Origin of the sequence: Streptomyces rapamycinicus NRRL 5491, assembly GCF_024298965.1 — a bacterium.
Classification (GTDB): Bacteria; Actinomycetota; Actinomycetes; order Streptomycetales; family Streptomycetaceae; genus Streptomyces; species Streptomyces rapamycinicus.
In genome coordinates this window covers 8,734,613-8,747,231 of record NZ_CP085193.1, presented here as the reverse complement: position 1 = coordinate 8,747,231, position 12,619 = coordinate 8,734,613, and the positions used below count along the sequence as shown (strand labels likewise).

At 73.2% G+C, this 12,619-nt stretch carries 14 protein-coding genes; 2 read left to right on the top strand and 12 right to left on the bottom strand.

Features of this window, described 5'->3' with window-relative positions; all coding sequences use genetic code 11:
• Positions 1-155: 155 nt before the first annotated feature.
• The 11 genes from lgt to hisI all read right to left on the bottom strand — a co-directional run bounded on the left by lgt (position 156) and on the right by hisI (position 9,451).
• Positions 156-1,148, bottom strand: a complete 993-nt coding sequence (lgt, locus tag LIV37_RS36750; protein ID WP_121824080.1) for a prolipoprotein diacylglyceryl transferase — start codon at positions 1,146-1,148, stop codon at positions 156-158.
• Positions 1,149-1,218: 70 nt separating this feature from the next.
• Positions 1,219-2,037 carry a DsbA family protein gene (locus tag LIV37_RS36745; protein ID WP_020872133.1) on the bottom strand — a complete coding sequence of 273 codons (819 nt, stop codon included), beginning with the start codon at positions 2,035-2,037 and terminating at the stop codon, positions 1,219-1,221.
• 72 nt (positions 2,038-2,109) lie between these two features.
• A complete protein-coding gene (gene trpA, locus LIV37_RS36740; RefSeq protein WP_020872132.1) occupies positions 2,110-2,928 on the bottom strand; it encodes a tryptophan synthase subunit alpha in 819 nt (272 codons plus the stop codon).
• Entirely contained in the window at positions 2,928-4,175 is a 1,248-nt protein-coding gene (trpB, locus tag LIV37_RS36735) for a tryptophan synthase subunit beta (protein WP_020872131.1), read from the bottom strand. Before trpB ends, trpA begins: the two co-directional genes overlap by 1 nt.
• Before the next feature lie 69 nt (positions 4,176-4,244).
• Positions 4,245-4,397, bottom strand: a complete 153-nt coding sequence (gene trpM / locus LIV37_RS52695; RefSeq protein ID WP_369075658.1) for a tryptophan biosynthesis modulator TrpM — start codon at positions 4,395-4,397, stop codon at positions 4,245-4,247.
• A 23-nt stretch (positions 4,398-4,420) separates the two neighbouring features.
• Positions 4,421-5,230 carry an indole-3-glycerol phosphate synthase TrpC gene (gene trpC / locus LIV37_RS36730; protein ID WP_020872130.1) on the bottom strand — a complete coding sequence of 270 codons (810 nt, stop codon included), beginning with the start codon at positions 5,228-5,230 and terminating at the stop codon, positions 4,421-4,423.
• A gap of 157 nt (positions 5,231-5,387) precedes the next feature.
• Complete coding sequence (locus LIV37_RS36725) at positions 5,388-5,798, bottom strand: DUF2752 domain-containing protein (RefSeq protein WP_020872129.1); 411 nt, start codon at positions 5,796-5,798, stop codon at positions 5,388-5,390.
• A 117-nt stretch (positions 5,799-5,915) separates the two neighbouring features.
• Positions 5,916-6,203, bottom strand: coding sequence for an HGxxPAAW family protein (locus LIV37_RS36720; RefSeq protein ID WP_020872128.1), 288 nt, complete (start codon positions 6,201-6,203; stop codon positions 5,916-5,918).
• A gap of 435 nt (positions 6,204-6,638) precedes the next feature.
• Positions 6,639-7,352: a TIGR02234 family membrane protein gene (locus tag LIV37_RS36715; protein ID WP_020872127.1), complete on the bottom strand. Its 714-nt coding sequence runs from the start codon at positions 7,350-7,352 to the stop codon at positions 6,639-6,641.
• Positions 7,353-7,468: 116 nt separating this feature from the next.
• Positions 7,469-9,004, bottom strand: a complete 1,536-nt coding sequence (locus LIV37_RS36710; protein WP_274596666.1) for an anthranilate synthase component I — start codon at positions 9,002-9,004, stop codon at positions 7,469-7,471.
• A 69-nt stretch (positions 9,005-9,073) separates the two neighbouring features.
• Complete coding sequence (hisI, locus tag LIV37_RS36705) at positions 9,074-9,451, bottom strand: phosphoribosyl-AMP cyclohydrolase (protein ID WP_121825055.1); 378 nt, start codon at positions 9,449-9,451, stop codon at positions 9,074-9,076.
• A 165-nt stretch (positions 9,452-9,616) separates the two neighbouring features.
• On the opposite strand from hisI, the gene LIV37_RS36700 reads away from it, so the two are divergent.
• Entirely contained in the window at positions 9,617-10,642 is a 1,026-nt protein-coding gene (locus LIV37_RS36700) for a hypothetical protein (protein WP_148717764.1), read from the top strand.
• A 275-nt stretch (positions 10,643-10,917) separates the two neighbouring features.
• On the top strand, positions 10,918-11,550 hold the full coding sequence (locus LIV37_RS36695; RefSeq protein ID WP_020872123.1) for a TIGR03085 family metal-binding protein: 633 nt from the start codon (positions 10,918-10,920) through the stop codon (positions 11,548-11,550).
• 109 nt (positions 11,551-11,659) lie between these two features.
• On the opposite strand, the gene LIV37_RS36690 is transcribed toward LIV37_RS36695, so the two are convergent.
• Entirely contained in the window at positions 11,660-12,490 is an 831-nt protein-coding gene (locus tag LIV37_RS36690; protein ID WP_121824082.1) for an endo alpha-1,4 polygalactosaminidase, read from the bottom strand.
• Positions 12,491-12,619: the final 129 nt, after the last annotated feature.

Genomic DNA, 12,619 nt, shown 5'->3' with positions numbered 1-12,619 from the left:
GATGCGGCCCTCACCCCAACGGTTCGAAGGTACGCACGAATTCCCCCGCTCCGCCAGCAAGGAAGGCCGAACTTACCTCGCTGACCTGCGTAAACGCAGAAGGGCCGCCAAACCCCGAGGGGTCAGGCGGCCCGATGGACGCATATCGGCGCGCGTCAGGGATTCTTGGTGGGCTCCGCCTCGGCGGCCACCGCACCGGCCTCGTCCGCACCGTCGCTCTTGGCTGGACTGCCGTCGCTCTTGGCCGGAGTGTCGCCGCTCTTGGCCGCGCTCCCGGCCGGGGCGTCGCCGCTCGTGCCGGTGGCCGGGGCCGCGCCGTCCTCGACCGCGGCCGGTTCCACGACCTCCTCGCGGCCCGGGGACCGCTTCGCGGAGACCACCAGATAGGCCACCGCGGCCAGGAAGACCACGACGGACGTCCAGTTGTTGAGCCGCAGCCCCAGCACATGGTGGGCGTCGTCCACCCGGAGGTACTCGATCCAGAAGCGGCCCACGGTGTACGCCGCGACGTAGAGGGCAAACGCCCGCCCATGCCCCAGCTTGTAGCGGCGGTCCGCCCAGATCACCAGCAGCGCCACGCCGACGCACCACAGCGACTCGTACAGGAAGGTCGGGTGGTACGTGCCGGCCACCCGGCCCGCGTCGGCGTCGCCGTCGATCTTCAGCGCCCAGGGCAGCGTGGTGGCCTTGCCGTACAGCTCCTGGTTGAACCAGTTGCCCCAGCGCCCGATGGCCTGGGCGAAGGCGATTCCGGGGGCGATGGCGTCGGCGTACGCCGGAAGCGGAATCCCCCGGCGGCGGCAGCCGATCCAGGCGCCGAGCGCGCCCAGCGCGATGGCCCCCCAGATCCCCAGGCCGCCCTGCCAGATCTTGAAGGCGTCCACCCAGTCACGGCCGTCGGTGAAGTACAGCTCGTAGTCGGTGATGACGTGGTAGAGGCGGCCGCCGACCAAGCCGAAGGGCACCGCCCAGACGGCGATGTCGGCGACGGTGCCGACCCGGCCGCCACGGGCGACCCAGCGCCGCCCGCCGTACCAGACCGCGACGAAGACGCCGATGATGATGCAGAACGCATAGCCGCGCAGCGGGACCGGACCGAGATAGATCACGCCGGACGACGGGCTGGGAATATAAGCGAGGAGGTCCATGACAGGACCGACGCTACCGTGCCGGGCGGGCGATGCGGCAACCCACCCGGCAACGGCTGCGTAACAAGGATCAGTCGCGGGCCGCCGCGAGGACCATGTGCTTGAGCTTGTTGGGACTCAGCGGCTTCTTGGGGTCGCCGTAGATCGACTTCCCGTCCAGCAGCACGGTCGGCGTGGAGGCGTAGCCGGAGTGGGCGAAGACGTCGTTGGACTTGCGCACCCAGGCGTCGTGCCGGCCGTCCTCGACGCAACGCCGGAAGGCGGGCGTGACCAGCCCGGGGACCTGGTCCGCGAGCTTGATCAGCCTGCCGTTGTCGGCGTAGGTGTCCCGGGTCTCCTGGGGCTGATGGCGGTAGAGCACATCGTGGTACGCCCGGAACTTCGCGGGGTCCTTGTCCTGGGCGCAGGCCGCCGCGTTCGCGGCGCGGACCGAACCGGTGCCGCCGAGGTTGCCGTCGATGATCGTCACCAGGTGGTACTCGACCCTCATCCGGCCGCTGTCCTGGAGCTCGTGGACGGTCTTGCGGAAGACGTCCTCGAACTGCTTGCACCCCGGGCAGCGGAAGTCCTCGTAGACCGTCAGGGTCACCGGGCCCGTCTTCCCCGCCTTCCCCTCCTGCCCGGCCTTCTCCGACTTCCCCGAGGGGATCACCAGACGTCCCTTGCCGACGGCTCCGCGCGGCGGCACCAGGGCGCTGCCCGACTTCCCCGAGTCGTCGTCGGTCCTGGACGCGAAGACGCCCACGCCCACCGCCGCGCCGAGGACGGCCACCACCGCCCCCAGGACGCCCAGCGTCCGCTTACGCTTCGCACGCGCCCGGTCCCGCTCGCGCTGTTCCCGCAGGCGCTCTCGGGCGCCGCGCTTTCCCTCACGGTTTCTCTGGCTCACGCCCTCGCCTAACGAGGCGGAGGAGCACCGCTGAGCTTCTCCGCCCCGTTGTTCCCTCGAACGAGCGACCCTCTAACGGGCGGTGCGGACGCCCTCCGCCAGCTCACCCGCGAGCTCGCGCAGCCCCGCCAGACCGGCCTCGGTGTCACCCCCGGCGTCCAGCAGCCGCTTGACGAAGGCCGAGCCCACGATGACCCCGTCGGCGAACGCCGCGACCTCCGCCGCCTGGGTGGCATTGGAGACGCCGAGGCCCACACACACCGGGAGCGAGGTGGTGGCGCGGGTGCGCTCCACCAGAGCGCGCGCCTCCTGGCCCACCGATTCCCTCGTTCCGGTGACGCCCATCAGGGACGCCGCGTAGACGAAACCGCTGCCCGCCGCCGTGATCTTCGCCAGCCGCTCATCACGGCTGCTGGGCGCGACCACGAACACGGTCGCCAGACCGTGCTGCTCGGCGGCCTTCCGCCAGATCTCCGACTCCTCGACCGGCAGATCGGGCAGGATGCAGCCCGCGCCGCCCGCCTCGGCGAGATCGGCGGCGAACCGCTCGGCGCCGTACCGGTCCACGGGGTTCCAGTACGTCATGCACAGGATCGGGGCGCCGGTACGGGCGTGCGCCTCCCCCACCGTGCGGATCACATCGCGGATCCGGACCCCGTTGCGCAGCGCGATGTCGTCGGCGGTCTGGATCACCGGCCCGTCGAGCACCGGATCGCTGTGCGGCAGCCCGACCTCGACGATGTCGCAGCCGCCCTCGATCATGGCGGTCATCGCGTCCACCGCGCCGTCGATGGTGGGGAAACCGGCGGGCAGATAGCCGACGAGCGCGGCGCGCCCCTCGTCCTTGGCGCCCGCCAGGACGGACCCCAGCAGCTCCAGGTTCCCGGCCATCACTTCGCCCCCTCGTCGCCCTGCTGCTCGTAGAGCCCGAAGTACTGGGCCGCCGTGTCCATGTCCTTGTCGCCGCGCCCGGAGAGGTTGACCAGCACCAGGCCGCCGCTCCCCAGCTCCCGGCCGAGGTCCAGGGCGCCCGCGAGCGCGTGGGCGCTCTCGATCGCCGGGATGATGCCCTCGGTCTCCGACAGCAGCCGCAGCGCCCGCATGGCCTCGTCGTCGGTGACCGCCCGGTATTCGGCGCGGCCGGTGTCCTTCAGATACGCGTGCTCAGGGCCGACGCCGGGGTAGTCGAGACCGGCCGAGATCGAGTACGGCTCGGTGATCTGGCCGTCCTCGTCCTGGAGGACATAGGACCGGGAGCCGTGCAGGATCCCGGGCTCGCCCTGGCTCAGCGTGGCGGCGTGTTCCCCGGTGGCCACGCCGTGCCCGGCGGGCTCGAAGCCGACGATCCGCACGCTCTCGTCCGGCAGGAAGGCGTGGAACAGCCCGATCGCGTTGGATCCGCCGCCCACGCAGGCCGCGACCGCGTCCGGCAGCCGCCCGGTCCGCTCCAGGATCTGCCGCCGCGCCTCCACGCCGATCACCCGGTGGAAGTCGCGCACCAGCGCCGGGAAGGGGTGGGGTCCCGCCACGGTGCCGAAGAGGTAGTGGGTGCGGTCCACATTGGCGACCCAGTCCCGGAACGCCTCGTTGATGGCGTCCTTGAGGGTGCGGCTGCCGGACTTCACGGCGATGACCTCGGCGCCCAGCATCCGCATCCGCGCCACGTTGAGCGCCTGCCGCTGGGTGTCGATCTCGCCCATGTAGATGGTGCACTCGAGCCCGAACAGCGCGCATGCGGTGGCCGTGGCCACCCCGTGCTGGCCGGCGCCGGTCTCGGCGATGACGCGGGACTTGCCCATCCGCCGGGTGAGCAGGGCCTGCCCCAGCACGTTGTTGATCTTGTGGGAGCCGGTGTGGTTGAGGTCCTCCCGCTTGAGGAAGACCCGGGCGCCCCCGGCGTGCTCGGCGAACCGCTCCACCTCGGTCAGCGCGCTTGGCCGGCCGGTGTAGTTGACCAGCAGATCCTCGAGTTCGGCCGCGAAGGCGGGGTCCGCCTTGGCCTTCTCGTACTCGGCGGCGACCTCGTCGACCGCGGCGACGAGCGCCTCGGGGATGAACTTGCCGCCGAAGGCACCGAAATACCCCTCGGCGCTGGGCACCTGGCCCTCCGGGTCAGGGATGAAGAAATCAGAGGACATGCGACGTACTCCTCGATCGGGGCAGCGCCCCGCGACAGGTGGGATGGATGGCAGGCGTGCGGCGTGCGCTCAGCGCGCCGCCGCCCGGCGCCATCGCCGCCCGTTGATCTGCCCCGGCTCGCATCCGATGTGGTAGCGCACGCGCCGCCCCCGCACCCGCCTCGCGGGCGCGCGGCAGCCCCGGGGCCGACAGCCCCGTGCCAGGCGCGCGTACGTCTCCATGGTCCGCCGATCCCGCCCCGTCGTCAGTCCCGGCCGTGGCGCAGCGCCGGATGGGCGCCCGCCGCCACCAGATCGGCCACCGCGGCCTTGGGGTCGCGCCCGGTCACCAGGGACTCGCCGACCAGCACCGCGTCCGCGCCGTCGTTGGCATAGGCGATCAGGTCGTGCGGGCCGCGCACCCCGGACTCCGCGATCTTGACGATGTGGTCCGGGATCTCCGGTGCGATCCGGGCGAAGTTCGAGCGGTCCACCTGGAGGGTCTTGAGGTCACGCGCATTGACGCCGATCACCCGGGCTCCGGCGTCGACCGCCCGGGCGGTCTCCTCCTCGTCGTGCACCTCGACCACGGGCGTCAGCCCGATCGACTCCGCCCGCTCGATGAGCGAGACCAGCGCCTGCTGCTCCAGCGCGGCGACGATCAGCAGGATGACGTCGGCGCCGTGCGCCCGCGCCTCCCACAGCTGGTACGAGGTGACGATGAAGTCCTTACGGAGCACCGGAATGTCGACCTTCGCCCTTACGGCTTCCAGGTCGGCCAGCGATCCGCCGAAGCGCCGCTGCTCGGTCAGCACGCTGATCACGGCCGCGCCACCCGCCTCGTAGTCCGCGGCGAGCCCGGCGGGGTCGGCGATCGCGGCGAGCGCGCCCTTGGAGGGGCTGGACCGCTTGACCTCGCAGATCACCTTGACGCTGTCGCCCTTGAGCGCGGCGACACCGTCCTTCGCCGGCTGGGCCTTGGCCGCCCGCTCCTTGAGCTCGTCGAGGGCGACGCGCGCCTGCCGCTCCGCGAGGTCGGCACGGACTCCGTCGATGATCTCGTCGAGCACACTCACCGAGCGGCCCCCTTCCGTGACGGGGATGAAGCTTCTGATCTGTACCGGGTGGGGCGGTCCACCGCGTCACCTGGCACTGCGATGGTAGCCGCCGGTAGGCCGAGGTCTCGCATCCGGTTGACGCGGACGCCCGCCACATGCACATACACAACAACGATCACGGCACCAGTAGTCCCCCGAACGGGAAATTCCGGACGATTGTGAAGACCAGGGCCACCACGCCGAGCGCCCCCGCGTGCCACAGCCGCGGCGCCGGGAAGCGTCCGCGTACGCACCAGACCGCCCAGCAGACGGCGAAGGCCGCGTAACAGCCGACGGCGAGGGCGTTGTCCCGCAACGCGGCCGCCAGGTCGCCATGGGCCAGGGCATGGGCGCCGCGCAGCCCGCCGCAGCCGGGGCAGTACAGCCCGGTGAGCCGCAGCAGCGGGCAGACGGGGTAGTGGCCGGGCTCCCGGGGGTCCACGGCGCCGACGTAGCCGAAGGCGGCGAGAACGCCCGCGAGCACACCCAACGGGGCGGTCAGGCGCCGCACCAGCGGGGCGAGGGCGGTCGGCGGTGGTTCGGTCACACCGCCGAGTCTGCCCGGGGATCCACGAAGGCGCAGCTCAGGGCCGATACGCCGACCTCCGTACGGCTCAGTGCCGCATGCGGTGGAGGCGGGCGCGGCCCCGGGCCGCGCCGGGGCTCAGCTCTGGGTCTGCGCCTGCGACTGCGCCGCGGGCTGCGACTGCGCCGCGGGCTGCGGCTGCGCCGCGGGCTGCGGCTGCGGCGGGTGCTGCGTCTTGGGCATGCCCAGCCCGGCCGCGCGCATCGCCGCGCCGACGACACCGCCGAGGGCGATGATCACCATGCCCGCCCAGAAGCCGAGCGGGTTGGCCGCCACGGTGAACGCGCCGGCGACGCAGAAGCCGATGAAGGCGATGGTGACACCGGTCCAGGCGGCCGGGGTGTGTCCGTGGTCGTGACCCGCCATGAATTCTCCTCGTATCTGTACGCGCCTGGTCCGGGCGCTCGGGGGCGAACGCTCCCACGCCATTGTCCCCGATGCGCGAAACGCCCTTGAGCGGGGGTGGGACCTTACGGCGCGAGACGGGACGGCGGCCGGGAGATATGCGATGCGCGGCTCCACCGCATGGCAGGGGCTTCACCCCTGGACCTCCGGGGGTCTGGGGCAGAGCCCCGGGTCCGGGGTCTGGGGCGCACCCCCGAGGCCGGGGTCTGGGGCGCACCCCCGAGGCCGGGGTCTGGGGCGCACCCCCGAGGCCGGGGTCTGGGGCGCAGCCCCGGGCCGGGGGTCTGGGGCGCACCCCCGAGGCCGGGGGTCTGGGGCACAGCCCCGGGCCGGGGGTCTGGGGCACAGCCCCGGGTTCGGGAAGGGGCGGGGAGGGGAGCAGTCCGCCGCAGGCGCCTAGGCGCCGCGCTCGGCCTCCCGCCGCGCCGGGGTCGTCGGGGCTGCCGGGGCCTCCGTCGGGTCCTCGCCGCGGTCCAGGGCCTTCCACAGCTCCTCGGGGCGGTCCGGATCGGAGGCGGCGGCACCGCGCCGGGTGCGGCTCCGGGCCGGGGTGCCCGCGGTGCCCGCGCGCTCGTACCGACCGGACATGGCGGGCCAGTGACGGCCGTAACCCAGCGCGAGCACGCCCGCGAGCAGCAGCAGCACCCCGCCCGCCGCGGCGACCCACGGCCAGGGGGTGTACGCCACGTCGTGGATGGGGCTGTGGGTCAGCCCGCTCACCTTGGACGCCTTCTCCTCCAGCGCCGCCTTGTCGGACGCGCCGACGGCGGAGCTGATCACGATGCCCGCGCCGCAGAGGGCCAGCAGCGCCGCGACGACGGCACGGCCCAGGCGGCGTACGGCGAAGACCGCGACCAGCGCGGCCAGGCCGACGACCGCGAGGGCACCGGGGAGTCCGGTGATGTCATCGCCGTTGGCGCTCTGCGAGAGGGATCCCTGGGCGACGGAGGCGGTGCCCTCGGCCCATTTGCGGCTGGTGGCCAGCAGGACCAGGGCGGCGCCGAGCGCACCGGCGAGCAGGGCGATGGCAAGGCTGCTTCGGCGGCCGCGCGCGACGGGGGCGGAGGGCTCGTGCTCGGCCCTGGGCTGGGGTACGGCTGCTGCAGTCACGCCTACCACTATCCCCCACCCGGGTACGGGATCGTTCCCGGGTGGGGGATATGGGACCTACCGGGAGCCACTGGCCATGGGGAACTACCGCCTTGGGGGCCACCGGCCACCGGGAACTACCGCCCGAGGCGGCCCGCCGCGTGCACCGCCCGCAGCACCGCCGCCGCCTTGTTGCGGCACTCCGCGTCCTCGGCCACCGGGTCGGAGTCGGCGACGATCCCGGCGCCCGCCTGGACATACGCCGTGCCCTCGCGCAGCAGCGCGGTGCGGATGGCGATCGCGGTGTCGGAGTCGCCCGCGAAGTCGAGATAGCCGACACAGCCGCCGTACAGCCCGCGGCGGCTCGGCTCCAGCTCCTCGATGATCTGGAGCGCCCGCGGCTTGGGGGCGCCGGAGAGGGTGCCCGCGGGGAAGCAGGCGGTGAGCACGTCGAAGGCCGTACGGCCCTCGGCGAGGCTGCCGGTGACGGTCGAGACGATGTGCATGACGTGGCTGTAGCGCTCGATCGACATGAAGTCGACGACCTCCACGCTGCCCGGCTCGCAGACCCGCCCGAGGTCATTGCGCCCGAGATCGACGAGCATGAGGTGCTCGGCCCGCTCCTTGGGGTCGGCGAGCAGTTCCTCGCCGAGCGCGGCGTCCTCCTGCGGGGTGGCCCCCCGGTGGCGGGTGCCGGCGATGGGGTGCAGCATCGCCCGGCCGTCCTCGACCTTGACCAGCGCCTCCGGGCTCGAGCCCACCACATCGAAGCCCTCGAACCGGAAGAGGTACATATAGGGGCTCGGGTTGGTGGCGCGCAGCACCCGGTAGACATCGAGGGCGCTGGCCGAGCACGGCGTCTCGAACCGCTGCGAGGGGACGACCTGGAACGCCTCGCCCGCGCGGATGCGCTCCTTGATGTCGTCCACCGCTTCCATGAAGTCCTCGCCGCCCCACAGCGCGGTGTACTCGGGCAGCTCGGAGTCCGGCAGCGCGGCGGGGTCGGTCGCCACGGGACGGACCAGGTCGGCGGCCATCGCGTCGAGCCGGGCCACGGCGTCCGCGTACGCCTCGTCCACCCCTGTGTCGAGGTCGTTGTGGTTGATCGCGTTGGCGATCAGCAGCACGGTGCCGTCCCAGTGGTCCAGCACCGCGAGGTCCGACGTGAGCAGCATGGTCAGCTCGGGCAGGCGCAGATCGTCCCGGCCGTGCTCGCCGACCTTCTCCAGGCGGCGGACGATGTCGTAGCCGAGGTAGCCGACCATGCCGCCGGTGAACGGCGGCAGCTGGACCAGCCCGCCGAGGTCCCGGGGGGTGTGCAGGGTCTCGACGGTGGCGCGCAGCGCCTGGAGGGGATCGCCGTCGGTGGGGACGCCGACCGGCGGGGTGCCCAGCCAGTGGGTGCGGCCGTCGCGCTCGGTGAGGGTGGCGGCGCTGCGGACGCCGATGAAGGAGTAACGGGACCAGGAGCGGCCGTTCTCGGCGGATTCGAGGAGGAAGGTGCCGGGGCGCTCGGCGGCCAGCTTGCGATAGAGGCCCACGGGGGTGTCGCCGTCCGCGAGCAACTTGCGGCTGACGGGGATGACGCGGCGGTCGGCCGCCAGCTTGCGGAAGGTCTCGAGATCCATCGTGACAGCGTCCTGGGTCTGGGTCTGGGGAGCCCGGCGGGGCACGGGACTGGGGCTGGGGCTGGAAGGCTGGGCGGGGTGGTTACCGGTCTGCTGGCCGGTCCGCGGGCCGGTCTACGGGCCGGTCTGCGGGCCGAGCGGGAGCTCGTCGGCGTCGAAGCAGGTGCGGTCGCCGGTGTGGCAGGCGGCGCCGACCTGGTCGACCTTGACGAGGACGGTGTCGGCGTCGCAGTCGAGCGCGACGGACTTGACCAGCTGGACATGGCCGGAGGTGTCGCCCTTGACCCAGTACTCCTGGCGGCTGCGGCTCCAGTAGGTGCAGCGGCCGGTGGTGAGGGTGCGGTGCAGCGCCTCGTCGTCCATCCAGCCGAGCATCAGCACCTCACCGGTGTCGTACTGCTGGGCGATGGCGGGCAGCAGGCCGTCGGCGCCGCGCTTGAGGCGGGCGGCGAGGGCCGGGTCGAGGGCGGAGGGGCGGTCGGAGCCGGTCATGCGACCATTCTGCACGTCCGGAGGGGGGTCCCCGCGAATGATCTCCGCGGAAACGGGCCGGACCAGGGCCGGGCCCGAGGCCGGGCTGGGAAACCGGGCCGGGAAACCGGCCGGTAGGCCGGGCCCGATGGACGGATTGTCGGTGGAATGGGGCATGCTTCGGGCATGACGTTTCCGCCGCCGTCGAACGAGCCCAACCGGCCTGGAAACGGCGGGGGGTTCGGTCCACCGCCGCAGCCGCAGCAGCAACCACCACAGCCACAGCCCGCGCAGCCACAGCCCCCGCAGGCGCAGCAGCCGCAGCAGGGCTTCGGGCCGCCGCCCCCGGCGGACCAGCCCGCGCAGCCGGGCGGGACGGGGCCGCAGCCCCAGCCAGGTCCGCCCGCGCCGCCGAGCGGCGGTTTCGGTCCGCCCACCCCACCGGCGCTGCTGCCCGGCGGCCCGCCCCCGGGCGCGCTGCCGCCGGGGTCCATACCCCCGGGCGCGCTGCCGCCCCCTCCCCCGCCGCCCGGCACCGGCGGCTCCAGGACCACGGCGATCGTCATCGCGGCGGTGGTGGCCGCGGCGGTGGTCGTCGGCGCGGTCGTCATCGGGACGAAGGACGACGGCGGCAAGGAGACGGCGGCCGACGCCGGCCCGTCCGCCTCGGCCTCGGACCGCCCCCTCTCCTCGCCCTCGGACGCCGAGTCGTCCGCCGCCCCGTCGGGCTCGGAGGACCCCGGAGAGGGCGCGCCGCTGGGCGGTGGAAGCGAGGCCCCCGACGGGGATCCGGGCGCCTCGGAGTCGGCGGCCCCGGACGCGTCGGAGTCGGGCCCGCCCGGTGACAAGGTGCCGTACGTGGTGCTCGACCCCGGCCGGTGCTTCGACCACCCGGCGATGGACAGCAGCGTCACCAAGGTCGAGAAGCGGTCCTGCCAGGGCCCGCACGACGGCGAGGTGATCGCCAACGAGACGCTGAGCGGCGACTTCTCCACCGAGAAGGCGATTCAGACGAAGGCGCTCGCGCTGTGCGCGACGGATGCCAAGAAGCGGCTCAAGAGCATCCCCAACGACGGCCGGATGTACTACTACTACGCGCTGTACCCCGCGCTGGGCACGTACTCCATCCAGGGCGAGGACCAGGTCTCCTGCGCGCTCACGCTGAGCGCCGGGCGGGACGGCAAGAAGCTGAGCAAGCCGCTGCCGGGGTAGTCAGGGCGGCGTGTCGTCCGGCGGATTGTGGCGCCTGCGGCGGGCTGCTCCCCTCCCCGCCCCTTCCCACAACTGGGGCTCCGCCCCAGACCCCGCTCCTCAAGCGCCGGAGGGGCTGGAAGGCGGGGTACCGCTCGGACCCTGGGGTCCAGGGGCGGTGCCGCTGCCACGCGGCGGAGCCGCACACCGCGTAGGCCTGGCAGGAGGCCGCGCCGCGCCGGGGTGCGGCGGCGCTCCTCATGGCAGCGGGCGGGCCCCGGTCGTAGGGTGGACGCATGTCCACTCACGCGAAGCGCGAACGCCTGCTCCTCGCCGACCTCTTGGAGGGCGCGGGCCCCGGGGCCCCGACGCTGTGCGAGGGCTGGAGCACCCGCGATCTGGCGGCCCATCTGGTGGTCCGCGAGCGCCGCCCCGACGCGGCCGCCGGGGTGCTGGTCAAGCCGCTGGCCGCGCGGCTGGCCCGGGTGCAGCAGGAGTTCGCGGCGCGGCCGTACGAGGAGCTGCTCCAACTGTTCCGTACCGGTCCGCCGCGGATGTCGCCGTTCGCGCTGAAGCAGGTGGACGAGGCGGCCAACAGCTTCGAGTTCTACGTCCACGCCGAGGATGTGCGCCGCGCCCGGCCGGACTGGACACCGCGCGAGCTGGACCCGGTCTTCGCCGACACGCTGTGGTCCCGCATCGAGCGCGGCGCCCGGATCTTCGGCCGCCGCTCCCCCGTCGGCCTGGTGCTGCGCCGCCCGGACGGCCGTACGGCGGTGGCCCGCCGCGGCACCCCGGTCGTCACGGTCACCGGCGAACCGGGCGAGCTGGCGCTCTTCCTCACCGGCCGCCAGGATTCCGCCCGGGTCGAGCTGGAGGGCGACAAGGAGGCCGTGGCCGCGGCGCACGAGGCCGGGCTGGGCATCTGAGCCGCCCGCCGGACGCGAGGCGTGCCCGCCCGAACGACACGTCCCCGCCCGCGCGGGGCGGGCGGGGACGACACGAGGGAATTCCCTAACAGGTCACCGGGGAAATCCCCTAACAGGTCTCGCGGACGTAGCCGTCCTCACCCGCGGGCGAGACGCCCTCGTCCCGCCGGACGACGCTGAGCCGGTCGCCCCAGCCCTCGCACGCCTTGGCGAAGCCCTCGTCGCCGTACTCGACCACTACCACATGGTCGTCGTACGCCTCGGCGAACTCACCGCACTCGTCGTACTCGCCGCACTCCTCGACCACCGCGAAGTCCAGCCCGGCCGCCTCCCGGTCGGGGAGGAGCTCCGCGGTGTTCTTCTGCGCGATGGCCAGCCCCTGGGCGTGGGCGTGCTCCGACAGCAGGGCCATGAACGCCTTGGCGTGAGCGGTGGTCAGCAGCTTCTTGGAGCGTTCGTAGCTGTCGTAGTTGTCGGGCTCGACGGCGTCGAACCCCTTGTCGGCGCAGCCGTCGATCCACCCGTCGACCTTGTCCGCCACCCGCTCGCGCTTCCCGGCGGTACGGAGGTCGAGCAGCGGTTCCTTCCACTTGGTGTCGATGACGAGATCGCCGTTGCTGTCGCGCAGCAGCAGGTCGTCCGGCCACTGGTCGCGCTCGCCCGGCTGGACCTGGAAGGCGTTGACGTAGCAGATGTTGTACAGCCCCTTCGCCGGGGAGTCCCCGCGGTCGCGGCTGACGATGTCGACACCCTTCGGCGGGGTGTACGCCCCGCCGATCTGGTAGTCGAAGCCACCGTGGACGGGCGGCAGCGCCACTTCGGACGCGCTGGCTCCCGAGGACATGGACACGGTCACGACGGCGGCCGCGGCGGCGGCGGCCGTAACCACCGACGCGAGGGCCCAGCGGCGACGAAGGCGTGCGGCATGGCTGGCTGGCATGAAAGCTCCAACACTCGCGGGTAGCGTCCCCGCCTCGGATGGCATCCGCCGTCCTGGCGACTGTGTCCGGGCTCGGGACCGGCACCGGGTCCCCTACCGGCTGGGCGCACCTCTTGCGCGGCACGGGGC

Bases quoted from the DNA above. Each gene is read 5' to 3' on its own strand.
- lgt (WP_121824080.1), bottom strand. From the start codon at position 1,148: ATGGACCTCCTCGCTTATATTCCCAGCCCGTCGTCCGGCGTGATCTAT.
- trpA (WP_020872132.1), bottom strand. From the start codon at position 2,928: ATGGCCGGGAACCTGGAGCTGCTGGGGTCCGTCCTGGCGGGCGCCAAG.
- trpB (WP_020872131.1), bottom strand. From the start codon at position 4,175: ATGTCCTCTGATTTCTTCATCCCTGACCCGGAGGGCCAGGTGCCCAGC.
- trpM (WP_369075658.1), bottom strand. From the start codon at position 4,397: ATGGAGACGTACGCGCGCCTGGCACGGGGCTGTCGGCCCCGGGGCTGC.
- LIV37_RS36720 (WP_020872128.1), bottom strand. From the start codon at position 6,203: ATGGCGGGTCACGACCACGGACACACCCCGGCCGCCTGGACCGGTGTC.
- hisI (WP_121825055.1), bottom strand. From the start codon at position 9,451: ATGACCGGCTCCGACCGCCCCTCCGCCCTCGACCCGGCCCTCGCCGCC.
- LIV37_RS36700 (WP_148717764.1), top strand. From the start codon at position 9,617: ATGACGTTTCCGCCGCCGTCGAACGAGCCCAACCGGCCTGGAAACGGC.
- LIV37_RS36695 (WP_020872123.1), top strand. From the start codon at position 10,918: ATGTCCACTCACGCGAAGCGCGAACGCCTGCTCCTCGCCGACCTCTTG.
- LIV37_RS36690 (WP_121824082.1), bottom strand. From the start codon at position 12,490: ATGCCAGCCAGCCATGCCGCACGCCTTCGTCGCCGCTGGGCCCTCGCG.